Below are 17,336 nucleotides of genomic sequence, written 5' to 3' on the forward strand. Positions count from 1 at the left end.
TTAGCTCGCGGCCTGCAATACAACCGTAAACTCCGAAAAGACCTGGTTGCGGCCATGGCTCTTGGCCATAAACAGGAACTGCTCGGCGGCATTGAGATAGTTGTCAAATATCTCCGGGCCACAGACTTTCGCCAGGCCGATTGAAACGGTGACAGAGAAATCGCTGTCTCCGGCCACGAACCGCTTGGAAGCGATCCCCAGTCGTAGCTTCTCGCAGAAATCCATGGCAGCGGCGCCGTCGAGACCGATCAGGAACAGGCCGAACTCCTCGTCGTCCAGGCGAGCATGCAGATGCCGGCTGCCCTGACAGGCAGCCTCGATCTTCGCGGCAATCGCCCTCAGCACCTGGCTGACGGTTTCCTCGCAGCAGGTCTCGTTCAGCCGTCGGAAATGATCGATATCGACAATGGCGACCGCGCAGGGAACCTCTTGCGACAGGCACGCCTCGACCAGAGGCCGACCGAGGCGATAAAACTCCTTCAGGGTCGGAAGTCCGGTCAAGGGATCGGTAGCCGGCTCCGTCGCTTCCGATTGCGCCCGAGATGGCGCAGCCCGACCATAGGTCAGATGCTCCGTTTCCCGGATGTGATGGCTTTGATAATAGGGCATGCAAATCCTTGGGGTCAGGCTACGCTTTTGACTGCCGCCGGCTCCTTGAGCTTGGCCTGCATCGACCGGATCTGGACCAGCGTGTCCAGGTTCTGGTTGACGCGGCAGTAGAATTCCTCGTCGATGAAGGGCCGCAGCATGAAATCGTTACCTCCTGCCTTCAGGAAGCGGGCCGAAAGCAGCCGGTTGGAGGAAGACGAAACGCCGATGATCCTGAGTTCATGCGAACCGCGCACAGAGCGGATCCGGCGGGTGAGTTCGAAACCGTCGATATCCGGCATGTTGTAGTCGGTGACGACGAGACCGATATCCGGATTTTTCTTGAGGATTTCGAGCGCCTTGGCGCCGCTTTCGGCGACGCTGACCCGGAAATTGTAGCGTTTCAGGCGGCTCGACAGCAACGCCCGGGCCGTCGGGCTGTCGTCGACGATCAGCACATGGTGGCGATGGTTGGTGAGGAAGCGGCAGACCGATTCCGCCAGCATTTCGACCGCAAAGACATTGTCCTTCAAGATGTAGTCGACGATTTCCTTGGACAGCAGCTTGTCGCGGGTCGCTTCGTGGAACGTTCCGGTGAAGACAATGGTCGGGATCGACAGATCGATCAGGTATTCCAGCGCCTCGCCGTTTTCAGCACCCGGCAGATTGATGTTCGAGATCGCCAGCGTCACCGGCTCGGTGGAGCGGTCATAGGCAAGCTGCAGCTCTTCGAAATTGCGGCAGACCTCGACCTCGATGCCGAACAATTCCTTCAGCCGGGTACCGATCATCGAGGTAAAGACGTTGGAATCCTCCGCAAGCAGGATGCGGGAATTTGCCAGTGATTGGCCGGAATATTGCATCCCGGAAATGCCGAGGAATGTCATGACGCCCCTATCGATAAATACTGCCCCTCTGAGAACATTCGTACTGTGAACGGTTTGCAGAACCGTTAATCCGAGCACCGCTCCGATCTCGAAAAGACAAGGGCGGCCCGGAGACCGCCCTTTAAAGTCAATGGTCTATTACTTTTAGCCGCCATCAGGCCCTGAGCGCCTCGTTCTCCGGATCGAACGGGCTTTCCGGGATGACGCTTGCATTATAGAGCGTGCGGAGGATCTTGATTTTCAGCTTCGTGCCGGCCACCGCATAGCCGGGCTTCACCATGGCAAGCGCCAGCGACTTGCCGACGCGCCAGCCGTAGGCACCGTTGGTGGCGCGGCCGATGAGCTCGCCTGTCTCGTCGTAGATCGCCTCGGAACCACGGGCATCCACGTCGTTGGCGCCCTCGACCGCAAGCGTGCAGAAATTCCACCTGAGCCCCCTCTCCCTGTAAGAAAGCAGGCCTTGCTTGCCGAGAAAATCCTTGTCCGTCTTGATGAAGCGGTCGAGGCCGGATTCGTAGGCATTGTACTCGATCGACATTTCGCGCGGGATGAGCCTGTAGGATTTTTCGACTGACATGGAGAGCATGGCGCGGATGCCGAAGGGCTTGATGCCGAATTCGGCGCCCGCCTCCATCAGCTTGTCGAAAATGTAGTTCTGCATCTCGATTGGATGATGCAGTTCCCAGCCTAGCTCGCCGACGAAGTTGACGCGCAACGCATGGGCCGAGGCCGCCCCGACGGAGATCTCCCTGCCCGAAAGCCATGGGAAATCCCTGTTGTCCAGGCTGGTGCGGGTGAGTTTCTTCAGCACATCGCGGGATTTCGGGCCGGCAAGCACCAGCACGCCGAACTTCTGGGTGATCTGCTGCAGGCGGACGGAACCATCGCTCGGCGCGAGTTTGCGCAGGTAATCGTGGTCATGCGCCTCATAGGCGCCGGCGGAAACGAGATAGAAACGATCCGGCGCCCATTCATAAACGGTAAACTCCGATCGAACGCCGCCATCCCTCGTGAGCAGATGGCAAAGCGCGATACGGCCGCGTTTCTTCGGGATCGCATTGGCCAGGATCGCGTCGAGCCATACACGCGCTCCGGGGCCTGAGACCTCCATCTTCGCGAAGGCCGACATGTCGAGCACGCCGACCTTCTCATGTACGTTTTTAATCTCGTTGCCGACGTGATCGAAATAGTTCGAACGATGGAAGGACCATTTTTCGACGATCCTTCCATCGTCCAGCGGCGGCGCATGGTTGTGGCTGGTGATGACGTCGGCGCCGACTCCGAGTTCCTCCTTCGATACCTGGTAGCCTTCCGGTGCAAACCAGTTGGCACGCTCCCAACCATAGACGGAACCGAAAACGGCACCGAGTTTCTTGAGACGGTCGTAGACCGGCGTGGTTTTCAAGGGACGCGCTGCGGCACGCTCCTCATCGGGATAGTGCATCGTGAAGACGTTGGCATAGGCCTCCTCGTTCTTCTCGATGAGGTAGCCTTCGGTGGCGTAAGGCCCGAAGCGGCGCGGGTCGACGCCCATCATGTCGACGGTCGGCTCGCCGTCGACGATCCATTCGGCAAGCTGCCAGCCAGCGCCGCCGGCCGCCGTGATGCCGAAGGAGTGGCCTTCGTTGAGCCAGAAATTTTTCAGTCCGGGTGCCGGACCGACAATCGGCGAGCCGTCCGGCGTATAGGCGATCGCACCGTTATAAACCTTCTTGATGCCGACCTCTGCAAAAGCCGGAACACGCGCGATCGCGGTTTCGATATAGGGCATCAGCCGATCGAGATCCTCCTGGAAGAGCTCGTATTCGCTGTCATCGGACGGGCCGTTGACGTAGCAGACCGGCGCGCCGACTTCATAGGGGCCAAGCAGCAGGCCGCCATTCTCCTCGCGCATATACCAGGAGGAATCCGATTCGCGCAGGACCCCCATTTCCGGCAGGCCCTTGGCCTTGCGCTCCTGGATCGCCGGATGGGGTTCGGTAACGATATACTGGTGCTCGACGGGTATGACGGGAATGTTGATGCCCACCATCTCGCCCGTCTTGCGGGCGAAATTGCCGGTACAGGAGATGACGTGCTCGGCGGTGATTTCGCCCTTGTCGGTCGTCACCTTCCACAGGCCATCGGATTGCTGTTCGATCGCCGTGACGGTCGTATTGCGATAGATGGTGGCGCCGCGGTCGCGCGCGCCCTTGGCAAGCGCCTGCGTGAGATCGGCCGGCTGGATATAACCGTCGCCCGGATGCTGGATCGCGCCGAGGATGCCGTCGGTTTCGCAGAGCGGCCAGATCTCCTTGACCTCGTCCGGCGTCAGGATGTTGACTTTGACGCCGATCGTCTCGGCGATGCCGGCGTAATACATGTACTCGTCCCAGCGGTCCTTGGTACGGGCGAGACGGATGTTGCTCACATTCGCGAAACCGACATTCATGCCGGTTTCCTGCTGGAGTTCCTGGTAGAAGCGCACCGAATATTTATGGAGCTGGCCGACCGAATAGGACAGGTTGAAGAGCGGCAGGAGCCCGGCGGCATGCCAGGTCGAACCGGAGGTCAACTCCTTTCGCTCGATCAGGACCGCGTCGCTCCAGCCCTTTCTCGCCAGATGGTAGAGCGTCGAAACGCCGACCACGCCGCCGCCGATCACCACCGCCCGTGCATGTGTCTTCATGGAATGAACCCCTTTTCGGCCTCGTCCGGCCTTCACGATATTTTCGGGGACTATGCAATTCCAGCCGGCGGCCCAAACGCCTGATTACGACATTGCGACATCCAGCTCGCGACGATCGGTCGATGCCAGGTTTGAAGCCCTGTCAGATACCGCCACCGTCATCTATTTCCTCTGGTGAAACGGGCTTGGGACCATTCTTTGGTCGCGCAAGGATTGTGACATCCTGGCGGGGATAAGGTATCTCGATCCCCTCGGCGCGGAACCGTTTCAAGATGTTGGTGCGCACGGAATTTCGGATACGAATGCCATCCGACATGTCGGCAAGATGGAACCGGAGCTCGAAATCGAGCGAGGAGCCGCCGAAAGCCATGAAATCCACGTGGGGACCGGGGTTCTTCAAGACTTCGGGAATATCGTCGACGATCTCCAGCAGTATCGCGATCACCTGTTCCGGATCGCTGTCGTAACTTACAGACACCGGGATCTCGGAACGCTGTATGCGGTTCTTGAGCGTCCAGTTACCGACCGGAGCATTGATCAGATCCGAGTTGGGAACGATGATCGCCTGTTGGCGGAAAGTCTCGATCTCGGTGGCGCGTACGGAAATGCGCTTCACAATGCCTTCGGTCGTTCCGGTGACGACAAAATCACCGACCTTGAACGGTCTTTCCACAAGCAGGATCAGGCCGGATACGAAGTTCGACACGATGTTCTGCAGACCGAAACCGATGCCGACTGAGAGCGCCGAGGCGACGAGCGCGAAGCTCGACAGGTCGATACCGGCAGCCGAGACGCCGATGATGACCGCAAGCCCGACACCGAGATAACCGATGCCGGTCCTCACCGAATTGCGAACGCCGAGATCGACCTGGCTGCGGGCCAGCACATTGCCGTCGATCCATCTCTGCACCCAGCGCGTGACGACGAAGCCAACGCCGAAAAGCAGCAGGCCGCCCAGGATGCCGACGATCGAGATCGAAATATTGCCGACGCGGATTTCGGTGAAGAAGCTGAATATCCAGGCTTCGATATCGGCAATCTGGAACCCCCACGTAAGCAGGATCAGCGGGATCCCCAAGAACAGAGCGAAGGCATAGACGCCGAGCCCCGCGACGAGTCCCGCCTGATCGAGAGCCACTTCGTTGAAGTGGAAGCGTTCGGCAAGCCTGCGCCCTGCGGCCGTCGCAGTAAACGAGCCCTGCTTCGAGATCGCCTTGCCGGAAAGAAGTCCGATATAGATGAGGACGATGACGGCGCCGGTCAGCACGATCTGGGTCGAGGCGAAACGCGCGAGCCCTATGTAGCCGGTCAAAACCGAAAGAATGAGCAAACCGCCCATCAGCCGGAGCAGTAGAGGAAAGAAACGTGGCCAATCATGCCCCGGCCCGTCCGGGTCCTCTCCCTCGACGAGCCGCGGCTTGACGAAGGAAATTGCAATCAGCATCAGACCGACGATGACCGAGGCAAGCAGGCTCTTGACGATGGTGAGCACAAGCGGCGAATTGAGCGCCTCGCTGATCGCGCCGAGCAGATAGTCGAGCCCGTTGACGATCGCCATGGCGAGCACCGCTATCGTCAGCCGTCGTGCGCCGCGATTGGTGAGACGCACCAACCGCCATTGCGGCTCTCCGGGAGCCAGAACGCCATAGGTGAGCTTCGAGACGAAATAGACGAACCAGACGAATCCGAAGAAAGTAGCAATGATCGGTGAGACGTCCGGCCGAAGCACATTGAAGCCGTCTAGGAACAGGAAGGATGCGACGAGGAAGGACGCAAGCGATATCGTCTGAATGACGGTAGACCAGAAGGCGACGGACAGGCGTCGGATATAGGATGGCGCCTCCTGCCCGTCGCGGCGGATGAAGCGACCGAATATTCGATACCCGCCGGAGAGAAAGAGCATGCCCGCGCCGAGCGATAACGCGATGGCGCCGAGCAATTGCAGCTTCTTGTATTTCCAGACGAAGCTGATCCAGCTTCCGAAGGTGGAACCGAAATTCCGAACCTCGGCGACGAATGCCGATCCGGCATCCGCGAACAATTCGCCCGATAATTCGGTGTGGCGGAACAGCGTTTGGGCAAATAGCGTGCGACGCAGATTGGTGATCGAGTTGGCAAGCTGGGTCGCGCCGTTCGACAGGGTGCCGGCATCGTCGACGATGATGTTGAGTTCCGAACGCTCGTTGAGCAGCCGGCCACGTTCTTCCGTGACAGCCGGTGCCTCTGAAGCCTGGCCAGAGGCCGGCGGGTCCCCCAGGCTCGCGAGACGCGACTGGATCTGCTCGATCCGCGTCCGCATCGCGTCGGAAATGACATTCATCTCTTCAACGATCTTTTCAGCCTGAACCCTGAGCTCCGCCAGGCGCGCGTCGTCGCTGGAATCTTCCTGCACACGGCTGCGGAAGGTATCGAGCTGCCGGCGTATCGCTTCGATCTTGGCCTTCATGTCCGCATTGATCGAGTCGATCGTGACAGCCGACTCAATTTGTGGCTGAGGCTGCTGTAGCATTTGCGCGCCGGCAGACGACGGTAGACACAGCGCCGACGCGATGATCGTGAGCAGCAGAATTGTGACAATCGCGCGGGCCGCGCATCCGATTGTCGAAGGTCCGGTCGTGGAAGGTGCCAAATCGGTACTCATTGTCTTTCGATCAGATTCGTGCCGCGAAAATAGAGGGACTTCGCGGCGAAGAAAAGGAAGCCCGCCTTTCCCGCACCTGGAATTGGAACAATCACATGGAACCTGGAACATTTCCGTGCGTTACCTTTTGCCAATATCAAACAGGAGGGTAAAATATGGAAGGTGCAGGGGTAGGCTGGATCGCGGCCATCATCATCGGCGGCATTGCGGGCTGGCTCGCAGAACAGTTCATGAAGAGCAATATGGGCATCCTCATGAACGTCCTTCTCGGCATCGTCGGTGCTATTATCGCCAATGCCATCCTTGGCGTTTTCGGAGTCGTGCTCGGTGGTTGGATCGGATATCTGATTGCCGGTTTCGTAGGCGCCTGCATCCTGATTGCGGTCGGGCGGGCAGTACGACGCTAGTATCCCGATTCCAAATCTATCGTTCGAAATAGATCAGGTATTGTATTTCATACCATCGGGCCTGAAAGTCATCCTCATTTAGCCTGCTGACATCAGAAACCGGCGCCGGGCTTGGAAAGATATTCGAGCTCGGCGGCGGTGGATTCCCGCCCCAGGAGCGAATTGCGGTGCGGGAAACGGCCGAACTCACGGATCACCGACCGGTGACGTTCGGCGTAATCCAGGTATTCCTCATCCCCGAGCAGCGTGAACAGTTCGACCGAACGATCCTGTTCGGCAAGATTCTCGGCATGCTCGAAGGGCAGATAGAAGAAACCCCGCTGCTCCGGCGGCACCGCCATGTCGGCGCCGATTTCGATGGCTAGCTTCGCCTCCCTCAGCGCCAGCCAATCGGTCGCAAAGGCAAGCGGCGTGCCCCTGTAGATGTTGCGCGAAAACTGGTCGAGCGCGATGACGGCGGCAAGCCGGCTCTGCGGCGAGGCCCGCCACAGGTCGAAGTCACCGCGGGCGAGCGAGAGATGCGTGGGCGCGAAATGCCTGCGCATGGCTTCGTCCAGCGCCTCGTTCTTCTCAAACCAGTCCTTGCGGGTCAGTTCCTTGAACCAGAACGAGAATACTTCCTCGGGCGTCTTGATGTTCGTCTTTGCCATGGAGCGATCTCCTCAGTCGAGGCGAAGCAGGGAAATATCCTTGCCGAGCATGCGGGCAAGCGCCTCGACGACCAGATTGTGGTCCTCTCGCTGCGGCAAACCGGAAACCGTCACCGCGCCCACGCAGCCGACGCCGGCGACCGTGATCGGAAAGCTGCCGCCATGGGCAGCATAGTCGGTGGAAGATAATCCGAATTTCTCTTGGAGGGTTGCCTCTTGCTGTGCCAGCTTCCGGCCGATCGCATAGCTCGACTGGAAGAAACGAAGCACAAGGTTGCGTTTGCGGAGAACCCAGCCCTCATTGTCCGCCGTGGATCCCGGTAGCGCTGCATAAAAGGCCGGCATGGAATGCAGCCGCACGTCGATTGCAATACCCAGCCCCCGTTCCGTTGCCATATGGCGAAGAAGCGATCCAAGGTCCCAGGCGGTGGAAAGGTCAAAGCGGTCGAAGACGAGTGCCCTCTCCTGTTCGGCGATCTTCGCGATATCCTCTTCGATGGCCATATCCGTCGTCCTCCGCTTGCGGCAGCGGGGGCATTGATGCCGCCAAAGCGGCGGAAAGTAAAGTTCTGCCGCCTCTTCCGCGGGGGCAGGTTTCCGCACGATGAAGAAGGCGCCTGGTTCGTAGACAGCGAAGCCGATCCCCGCTGACCGCCGGATCTCAGGGCGTCAAGGCATGAGTTCGTGTATCGAGGAAAGCAGCTTTTCGTGCTGGTAGGGTTTCGGCAGGAAGAGCGTATTGGCCGGCAATAGCATCGGATCAAGGTTGACCACGCCCGACGTGATGATGATGCCGACACTTGGACGAATGGCACGGACGCGTCGCGCAAGCTGAATGCCGTCCATGGAGCCGGCCATATCGACGTCGGTGAAGACGATATTGATGTCGGCGCGGTTGCGGAAAAGCACCATTGCCTCGTCGGCATTGCCGGCTTCCAACACCGTGTGGCCGACGTCCTCCAATGCGTCGAGCGTGGTGAAGCGGATCAGCGGCTCGTCCTCGACGATGAGGACAACAGCTCTCTGCGGCATGGGGGTCTCCTTAAGATCCAGGCCCGGCGAAATCCGGAAGTGCCAGGGCCCCTGGACACGCTTCGGCGTGCGCTCCGAGCGCCATATAAGTGAGATGCCGATGGACGGCAAGCACTAGGACTGCCCGTAAAAAAGACTGCTTGAGACATCAAGGTTGCGGCTTCGGTGTCTTGTCGGGATTGAATGATGGATAATGGTGTTCGATAAAGTGTAATTTTCCGCTGGGACAACATGCTGATCCGCCAGTGCCGTTTGCGTGGGCAGGATTTCAAATTTGCGCCAAAAAAACTTGCTTTTGATCAAGAAAAGGAACTCAATACTGTCTGACTGTCATACGGCGGCCAACCCGAGGCTTCAGCATGCGATTCCTTCGTGCAATTTCATTACTATTGACGGTGGCGGTGATTGCCGCCGTCGGATTTCTTATGATCGGATGGCGGTCGGAAATTCCTCCGGATGATAGGGCGGCAAGCACACCGTATCCTCCCGATCTCGTCACCAAAGGCGCACAGCTTGCCGCAGTCGGAAACTGTATCGCCTGCCATACCAAGCCCGGTCAGGAGGCATTTGCGGGCGGACTTCCGATCCCCACGCCGTTCGGTACGCTTTATTCCACCAACATCACGCCGGATCCGGAGACCGGGATCGGCCGCTGGAGCGAAGCGGCCTTCGTCCGCGCCATGCGCGAAGGTGTCGATCGACAAGGCAATCATCTATATCCCGCCTTTCCCTATGACCATTTCACCTGGGTGACGGACGAGGACAACAAGGCGCTTTACGCCTTCCTGATGACCCGCAAGCCGGTGAAGGCAAGCGCACCGGAAAACGACCTGAAGTTTCCGCTTCAATTCCGTCCGCTGCTCGTCGGCTGGAATATGCTCTTCTTCCGGGAAGGCGTGATGCAGCCGGATCCATCGCAAAGCGAGGAATGGAACCGCGGCCGCTATCTCGCCGAAGGACTCGGGCACTGCGGGGCCTGTCATACGCCCCGAAACGCATTCGGGGCCGAAGACAGAAATCATCATTTCGCAGGCGGAGAAGCGGAAGGCTGGCAGGCCTATGCGATCAACGCCGATTCCAAATCGCCCGTTCCATGGACGGTCGACAGCATCGCCTTCTACCTGCGCAACGGCTGGCATGAGCTGCATGGCGTTTCGCGTGGCCCGATGGCGGAGGTCACCGGCAATCTCGGCCTCCTGCCCGACAGTGATATACGTGCCATTGCGACCTATATCGCTTCCGTCATGGGCGAGCCGTCGCCGGAGCGCAAAGAGAGGGGCGAGCAATTGCTCCGGAGTTTCGGCAAGGGGGGCGCCGACATTACGACTGCCTCGCTCGACGAAAACAAGGCGTCCGCCGATCTCGCCGGACATCCGGGAGCCGCAATCTACGGCGCGGCCTGCGCAACTTGTCATGAGAGCGGCAGGGCCCAGCCCTTCGGCGGTCTGCATTTCACGCTCAGCACGGCCGTCAATTCGGCGAATCCGCAGAATATTATCAACGTGACGCTGTTCGGCCTGCCACCGGCGGATGGCCAGCTGAGCGCTATCATGCCGGCCTTCGGCAATACGCTTAACGACCAGCAGGTTGCCGATCTCGTCGGTTATCTGCGCGAACGTTTCTCCGATCAGCCGGCATGGTCCGGCCTGACCGATCTCGTTGCAAAAACCCGCTCCGGCGAGCATCCAGTCACCGTACTGCCCTCCGACGGGATTGAAAGAGCGCCAAAGAATGTCGGCGCCAAGGAGCAGAAATGACCATTACAGTCAACGTTAATGGACAGAAGCATCAGGTTGATGCGGAGCCGGACACGCCGCTCCTTTACGTGCTGCGCAATGATCTCGAACTGAATGCAGCGAAATATGGCTGCGGGCTCGGGCAGTGCGGCGCCTGTACCGTCATGATCGACGGCAAGGCGGCACTTTCCTGCGTCACCCCGCTATTGGTCGCCGAGGGACGCGAGATCACCACAGTGGAAGGACTCGGCACGATCGACAATCCCGGCCCGATTCAGCGAGCCTTCATCGAAAAACAGTCGGCACAATGCGGCTACTGCATTGCCGGTATGATGATGAGTGCGGCCGCACTTCTGAAGCAGAACCCGAAGCCGAGCGACGATGACATCCGCTCCGCTCTGCGCACCAATCTCTGTCGTTGCGGCACTCATATGCGCATCATGGCCGCCATCAGGCGGGCCAGCGAACTGATGGAAGAAGCAGCTCTTCCGGCTGCCACGAACAGGAGTGCCGGCTGATGGATACGTTCAACAAGGCCGAAATCACCCGCCGCGGCCTGCTTGCGGGCACCGGCGCCCTCGTCGTCAGCTTCTCGGTTGCCAATGCGCTCGCGCAAGAGCCGGCACAGCAGCCGGCTGCCCCTGCCCCGGCCAAGCCGCCGGCACTTCCGGGTAGTCTGAATACCAACCGGTTTCTCGATAGCTGGATCCGTATCGACGCTGATGGAGCGATCACTGTTTTCACCGGCAAGGCCGAACTCGGCCAGGGCATCCGTGCGCCGCTGATCCAGGTGGCTGCCGAAGAGCTCAACGTGGAACCGAAAGACATCACCCTCATTGGCCCGGATACCGCGCAGACCCCGGACGAAGGGTTCACTGCCGGCAGCCAGTCCATGCAGAACAGTGGGACGGCGATCCGCAACGCTTCCGCACAGGTGCGAGAGCTGCTGATCGCCCAGGCGGCAACACAATGGAACCTACCGGCTGAACAGCTCAAGGCGGAAGGGAAAACCATCGTCGCGCCGGATGGCCGCGCGATCGGCTACGGTGCGCTGGTCGCGAACCAGTTTTTGCATGTGGAAGCACAGCCGCAATCCAGGTTGAAGTCACCGGACCAGTTCAGCGTCATCGGCCGCGACCTGCAGCGCCTCGACATTCCGGGCAAGGTGACGGGCGGCGTTGCCTATGTACAGGATTTGAAGCTGGACGGCATGGTGCATGCCCGCGTCGTGCGTCCACCGAGCTACAGCGCCACGCTGAAGAGCCTGGATGCCGGAGCAGTCGAGGCGATGCCGGGGGTGATCTCCGTGGTCCGCGATGGCAATTTCCTCGCTGTCGTCGCCGAAAAGGAATACCAGGCGATCAAGGCCATGCGTGCGCTTCAGACGGAGGCACAGTGGGATGAGCCGGCCAACCTGCCGGATCAGGCTACCCTTCCGTCCGAGCTCGTTGCGCTGGAGGGTGATGTCGGAACAGTTGCGGAGTCCGGGACACCCTCCTTCCCGAACGGCCCGACCTTCGAGGCGACCTTCACCCGTCCCTATATCATGCATGGCTCGATTGGTCCCTCCTGCGGCATTGCCCTTATGAAGGACGACGGCACGATGGACGTCTGGTCGCATACGCAGGGTGTCTTCCCGGATCGCGAGGCGATCGCCCAGATGCTTGGGCTTCCCGAAGACAAGGTGCGGGTCATCCACATGGAGGGCTCCGGCTGCTACGGCCATAACGGAGCCGACGATGCCGCAGCCGACGCGGCACTGATCGCCAGCAAAATACAGGGCCGTCCGATCCGCGTTCAATGGATGCGCGAGCAGGAGCACGCCTGGGAGCCCTATGGTCCCGGCATGGTGACCAAGATCAGGGCTTCGGTCGGGCCGGACGGCAAGATCGACAACTGGACCTACGACCTGTGGAGCAATTCGCACAGCACGCGTCCGGGTGATGCCGGTTCGCTTCTGGCCGGCCGGACCAAGAGCAATCCAACGCCGCTCAAACCACCGAAGCTCTCGATCAGTCCCAGCGGCAATGGCGACCGCAATGCCGACCCGCTCTATGCCATCCAGAACCGGAGGATCCTCTGGCATTTCCTGCCTGAGATGCCGCTTCGCGTTTCGGCGTTGCGCGGTCTTGGCGCCCAACCGAACGTCTTTTCGATCGAGAGCACCATCGATGAGCTGGCGATCGCGGCAAAGGCCGATCCGGTCGAATTCCGGCTGAGGCACCTGACAGACAATCGCGCTGCCGACGTCGTGAAGCTGGCCGCCGACAAGTTCGGCTGGGGCAAGAGCGAAGTGCCTCGCGACCACGGCGTGGGCTTTGCCTTCGCACGCTACAAGAACCATGCGGCCTATCTGGCGATCGCATTGGAACTCAGCGTTGAGCCGGAAACTGGACGCGTCCGGGTCATCCGCGCGGTCTCGGCGATCGACAGCGGCCAGGCGGTCAATCCGGATGGCATCAGGAACCAGACGGAAGGCGGCATCCTGCAGTCGATCAGCTGGACGCTTTACGAGGCGGTCACCTTCGACCGGACGCGTATCACCAGCACCGACTGGTCGAACTATCCGATCATGCGCTTCGCAAGCGTGCCGGATAGCGTCGAAGTGCATGTCATCGATCGGCCCGGAGCGCCGTTCCTGGGAACCGGGGAAGCCGCCCAGGGTCCGACCTCCGCTGCGGTCGCGAATGCGATCCGCAACGCAACCGGCAAGCGGCTCTTCGACCTGCCGTTGACGCGGGAGCGGTTAAAGGCCGCGATCGGAGCCTGACGATGTGCTGAATTGAGGCGGCGAGGTCAGCTTTTCGTCACCAAGTCTTTGACTTTTGTCGCGTTCCCATTGAACATGTTCCCGAAGCAAAGCTACGTGGGCTCCCAGCCGGCATGACGCCGGTCAGGGGCTCGCGGACCCCCTTCTCGCGAGAGTTGGTGAGCCTCGTCCCAGTCACTGAGAGCAAGCCTTGAGCCACGATCACGACGATCATCATCAGCACGGTCATGACGACCATTCCCACGTCGACTGGCGCGAGAATGGCGTGAAGGTCATCCCCGGCAATTCGCTCGATCCGAACACGGCTCAGACGCCCGGCATGAATCGGGCGACGGCGATCAACAAGGCGCGCACAGGCGCGGAGAAGATCTGGGCCGGCACAGTGACGATCCATGCCAACGCCAAGACCGGGGCTCATCATCATGGTGATCTCGAAAGCATCATCTATGTCCTAAAGGGCAAGGCTCGCATGCGCTGGGGCGACAATCTCGAATATGTTGCCGAAGCCGGCCCGGGCGATTTCATCTACGTTCCGCCCTACGTGCCCCATCAGGAGATCAACGCCAGCCGAGATGAAACGCTCGAATGCGTTCTGATGCGCTCGGGTCAGGAGCCGGTCGTCGTAAACCTGGACATCGAGCCGGTCGAAAAGCCGGAGGAGGTTCTGTGGAAGGACCCCATTCACAAATAGCAACGTTACGTTAGCGGGATGTATCCGCTCGAAGAGAGCGCAGATTTCCGACCCGAGATGCTGTGAGCATTGCTAATGCCGCCGCAATCCTGGTTTACCGAAGCCTTACTGGAGATTGACCGCTTCGAGGCTGTCCTTTAGAAGGCGGCATTCCGTTCCGAAGCAGGCGCTTCGGGATCTTAGAACGCTCCGGAGTTGATACGGATGGCGCTGTTCCCGCCGGACAAGCGGATGAAACGCGGACGTGATGAGGATAGGCTCCTGTCGCGCTGGCCGGTCTTTGCCGCGGCGCTTCTGATCGCCGCGCTCTTCGGTCTGCTTTCGGGTGTTGTCAAGGACGCGCAATTTCCGCGCGGCATCCAGTCCGCCGACAAGGGTACCGATGCTCCGCATCTTTCCAAGCGGGAGCCGCTCAGGTCGCTTGTCGCGACAGACCGGAAAGAGGGAACCAGCGCCCAGTCGACGAGCGCCGACGGTGCGCTCGTCCCGGGTTCCGCAGAAATAACATTCCCGTTCCATGCTTCGGCTATCACGCCAAATCCCTCGTCCGATCCGGCCGCTTTTGCATTTTGGCCGGGATCTCTACCGCGCGCGCCGCCTGTCCGCGCCTGAGGATATCGCGCCTCGGCGCATTTACGACATGAGCGTTCTCGCCCCTCACCGCCTGGAAGCGTGACACGGGCCTAGCAGGATTAAGAACATGAGAAATTCCCCATGGTTGGTGGCGAGCTATGCGCTCATCATCTTGATCGGCGTTCTGGTGGCGCTGCCGAATGTCATTCCGCAGTCCACGCTCGACCGCCTCCCTTCGTGGCTGCCGCATAGCCGTGTTTCGCTCGGCCTCGATCTGCGTGGCGGCTCGCATCTGGTCCTGGAAGTCGATCGCGCCGACTTGATCAACGAACGCGTCCAGAGCCTGTTGCAGGATGCCCGCCGTGTGCTGCGCGACAAGAACATCAACACCTCGGCGATCCGACGTTCAGGTGACACGATCACGGTCGCGCTCCGCGACCCCGCCCAGCGCGATGCAGCGGTGACCGAGTTGCAGACGCTTGCCAACCCCGTCGGCCTCGGGACGACCGTTGGCGGCAGCGACCTTTCAATCACCACGCCCTCCGACAACACGATCTCGATTGCGCAGACGGAGGCCGGCATCAATTCCCATATCAGCGCCGCCGTCGACCAGAGCCTCGAGATCATCCGACAGCGCGTCGACCAGGTGGGTGTTGCCGAACCGACGATCCAGCGCGTCGGCTCCGACCGCGTCCTCGTCCAGCTTCCAGGTGAGCAGGATCCGTCGCGCCTTCGCCAGCTTCTCGGCTCGACCGCCAAGATGAGCTTCCATCTGCTTGGTCAGCAAGGCGAATCTGGGGTCACCATGCTTGCCGATGAGGAAGGCAATCAATATCCGGTCCTCGACCGCGTCGAGCTCTCCGGCGACCGCCTGACGGACGCCCGCGCCGCCTTCGACCAGCAGACCAACGAACCGGTCGTCAATTTCCGCTTCGATTCGGCAGGCGCCAACCGCTTCGCCCAGATCACGCAGCAGAATGTCGGCCGCCCCTTCGCGATCGTGCTCGACAACAAGGTGCTGAGCGCGCCAGTCATCCGCACGCCGATCACCGGTGGTTCCGGCCAAATTTCGGGCGGATTTACGGTCGAGGAAGCCAATACGCTCGCAGCTCTGTTGCGGGCCGGCGCCCTTCCGGCCAAGCTCACCGTCATCGAAGAGCGCACGGTCGGCGCCGACCTGGGTTCCGACGCCATCGAAATGGGCATCTTCACCGGCCTCATCGGCTTCGGCCTCGTCGTCGCCTTCATGCTGTTCCTCTACGGAACATGGGGCATCCTCGCCAATGTCGCGCTCTTCATCAACGTCATTCTCACCTTCGCGGGCCTGACATTGATCGGTTCGACGCTCACGCTTCCCGGTATCGCCGGTATCGTGCTCGGCATCGGTCTTGCGGTGGACGCCAACGTCCTCATCAACGAACGCATCAAGGAAGAGACCCGCAAGGGCCGCAGCGCGTTTGCGGCGATCGACGCGGGCTTCAAGCGCGCCTATTCGACCATCGTCGACAGTAACGTCACGAGCCTGATCGCAACCGTCCTTCTCTTCTGGTTCGGCTCCGGTCCGGTGCGCGGCTTCGCGGTCACCATGGGCCTCGGCATCATGATCTCGATGTTCACGGCGGTTTCCATCGTCCGTGTCGTGATGATCTTCATCGCCGCCCGCCGCAAGCTGAAGAAAATCGACATCAAGCCGCTGCTGCCGATCAAACTGGTTCCGGACGGCACGCATATCCACTTCATGAAGGGCCGCTTCGTCGGTATCGGCGTCTCGGCCTTTCTCTCGATTGCCTCGATCATTCTCTTCATCACGCCGGGCCTGAATTACGGCGTCGACTTCCGTGGCGGTATCCAGCTTGAGGTGACGACTCAGAACCAGACGGATCTGGCGGCCTTCCGCTCCGGTCTCGACGAACTCGGTCTCGGCGAGGTTGCGCTGCAGGAATTCGGCAGCAACAACCGCGTCCTCGTCCGCGTCGAGCGCCAGCCGGGCGGCGAACAGGCGCAGACCGAAGCCGTCGAGAAACTCAAGGCGGAAGTGGTCAAGATCGATCCCACCGCCAAGGTGGAGCGCACCGAAGTCGTCGGACCGAAGGTGAGCGGCGAACTCGCCACAGCCGGTGTCCTGGCTGTCGTGTTCGCCTCGCTCGCCATGCTGGTCTACATCTGGGCTCGGTTCGAATGGCCCTTCGCCGTCGGCGCAATCGCAACCCTCGTTTTGGACGTGACGAAGACGATCGGCTTCTTCGCGCTGACCGGTCTCGACTTCAACCTGACCGCCATCGCGGCTCTGCTGACACTCGTCGGTTACTCGGTCAACGATAAGGTCGTCGTCTATGACCGCATGCGCGAAAACATGCGGCTCTACAAGAAGATGCCGCTGCGCGAACTGATCGACCTATCCATCAACGAAACGCTTGCCCGAAGCCTGTATACCTCGGCGACAGCCTTCCTCGCCATGTTGCCTATGGCGATCTGGGGTGGCAGCGCGGTGGAGAGCTTCGCAATCCCGATGGTATTCGGCATCGTCGTCGCGGCCTCCTCGTCGGTCTTCATCGCGGCTCCGATCCTGCTGTTCCTCGGCGACTGGCGCACCCGCCGCAAGGCCCAGCAGGCCCAAGCTGCCGGTGAAACAGCTATCGAGGATGGCGAACGCGCCAAGCAGGCCTGATCTGCCGGGCTCAGAAAATGGCACG

14 protein-coding genes are annotated in these 17,336 nt (G+C 60.4%); 7 read left to right on the top strand and 7 right to left on the bottom strand.

The features are described from left to right. From ABK249_RS12675 to ABK249_RS12690, 4 genes are all read right to left on the bottom strand, one after another. A complete protein-coding gene (locus tag ABK249_RS12675) occupies nt 1-609 on the bottom strand; it encodes a GGDEF domain-containing protein (RefSeq protein ID WP_348863068.1) in 609 nt (202 codons plus the stop codon). Nucleotides 610-623: 14 nt separating this feature from the next. Continuing rightward, nucleotides 624-1,475: a response regulator gene (locus tag ABK249_RS12680; RefSeq protein ID WP_348863069.1), complete on the bottom strand. Its 852-nt coding sequence runs from the start codon at nt 1,473-1,475 to the stop codon at nt 624-626. Between the two features lie 154 nt (nt 1,476-1,629). Next, complete coding sequence (locus ABK249_RS12685) at nt 1,630-4,143, bottom strand: GcvT family protein (protein ID WP_348863071.1); 2,514 nt, start codon at nt 4,141-4,143, stop codon at nt 1,630-1,632. Between the two features lie 142 nt (nt 4,144-4,285). After that, complete coding sequence (locus ABK249_RS12690; RefSeq protein WP_348863072.1) at nt 4,286-6,784, bottom strand: mechanosensitive ion channel domain-containing protein; 2,499 nt, start codon at nt 6,782-6,784, stop codon at nt 4,286-4,288. Nucleotides 6,785-6,939: 155 nt separating this feature from the next. Between ABK249_RS12690 and ABK249_RS12695 the strand changes: the two genes are divergently transcribed. Continuing rightward, complete coding sequence (locus ABK249_RS12695) at nt 6,940-7,191, top strand: GlsB/YeaQ/YmgE family stress response membrane protein (RefSeq protein ID WP_037147231.1); 252 nt, start codon at nt 6,940-6,942, stop codon at nt 7,189-7,191. Nucleotides 7,192-7,283: 92 nt separating this feature from the next. On the opposite strand, the gene ABK249_RS12700 is transcribed toward ABK249_RS12695, so the two are convergent. The 3 genes from ABK249_RS12700 to ABK249_RS12710 all read right to left on the bottom strand — a co-directional run bounded on the left by ABK249_RS12700 (nt 7,284) and on the right by ABK249_RS12710 (nt 8,873). Beyond that, nucleotides 7,284-7,841: a DUF924 family protein gene (locus tag ABK249_RS12700; protein WP_348863074.1), complete on the bottom strand. Its 558-nt coding sequence runs from the start codon at nt 7,839-7,841 to the stop codon at nt 7,284-7,286. Between the two features lie 12 nt (nt 7,842-7,853). Then, the gene (locus ABK249_RS12705; protein WP_348863076.1) at nt 7,854-8,345 is read right to left on the bottom strand and encodes a heme-degrading domain-containing protein; all 492 of its coding nucleotides are present in this window, start codon (nt 8,343-8,345) and stop codon (nt 7,854-7,856) included. Nucleotides 8,346-8,510: 165 nt separating this feature from the next. Continuing rightward, nucleotides 8,511-8,873 (bottom strand): response regulator, encoded by a 363-nt coding sequence (locus ABK249_RS12710; protein ID WP_210056367.1) that lies wholly within the window; start codon nt 8,871-8,873, stop codon nt 8,511-8,513. A gap of 359 nt (nt 8,874-9,232) precedes the next feature. Here ABK249_RS12710 and ABK249_RS12715 point away from each other — a divergent pair, with 359 nt between their 5' ends. The 6 genes from ABK249_RS12715 (at nt 9,233) to secD (ending at nt 17,311) form a co-directional block, all read left to right on the top strand. Next, nucleotides 9,233-10,630: a c-type cytochrome gene (locus tag ABK249_RS12715; protein ID WP_348863078.1), complete on the top strand. Its 1,398-nt coding sequence runs from the start codon at nt 9,233-9,235 to the stop codon at nt 10,628-10,630. Then, nucleotides 10,627-11,127 (top strand): (2Fe-2S)-binding protein, encoded by a 501-nt coding sequence (locus ABK249_RS12720; RefSeq protein WP_037147246.1) that lies wholly within the window; start codon nt 10,627-10,629, stop codon nt 11,125-11,127. Before ABK249_RS12715 ends, ABK249_RS12720 begins: the two co-directional genes overlap by 4 nt. Continuing rightward, entirely contained in the window at nt 11,127-13,379 is a 2,253-nt protein-coding gene (locus ABK249_RS12725; protein ID WP_348863081.1) for a xanthine dehydrogenase family protein molybdopterin-binding subunit, read from the top strand. The genes ABK249_RS12720 and ABK249_RS12725 overlap by 1 nt, the downstream gene beginning before the upstream one ends. Nucleotides 13,380-13,569: 190 nt before the next feature. Beyond that, nucleotides 13,570-14,070, top strand: a complete 501-nt coding sequence (locus tag ABK249_RS12730) for a cupin domain-containing protein (protein WP_348863083.1) — start codon at nt 13,570-13,572, stop codon at nt 14,068-14,070. Nucleotides 14,071-14,274: 204 nt separating this feature from the next. After that, entirely contained in the window at nt 14,275-14,682 is a 408-nt protein-coding gene (locus tag ABK249_RS12735) for a hypothetical protein (RefSeq protein WP_348863086.1), read from the top strand. An 88-nt stretch (nt 14,683-14,770) separates the two neighbouring features. Next, the gene (secD, locus tag ABK249_RS12740) at nt 14,771-17,311 is read left to right on the top strand and encodes a protein translocase subunit SecD (protein ID WP_037147256.1); all 2,541 of its coding nucleotides are present in this window, start codon (nt 14,771-14,773) and stop codon (nt 17,309-17,311) included. Nucleotides 17,312-17,336 lie beyond the last annotated feature (25 nt).

The sequence above is a fragment of the Neorhizobium phenanthreniclasticum genome (genome assembly GCF_040066075.1).
GTDB classification, from domain to species: Bacteria; Pseudomonadota; Alphaproteobacteria; order Rhizobiales; family Rhizobiaceae; genus Neorhizobium; species Neorhizobium petrolearium.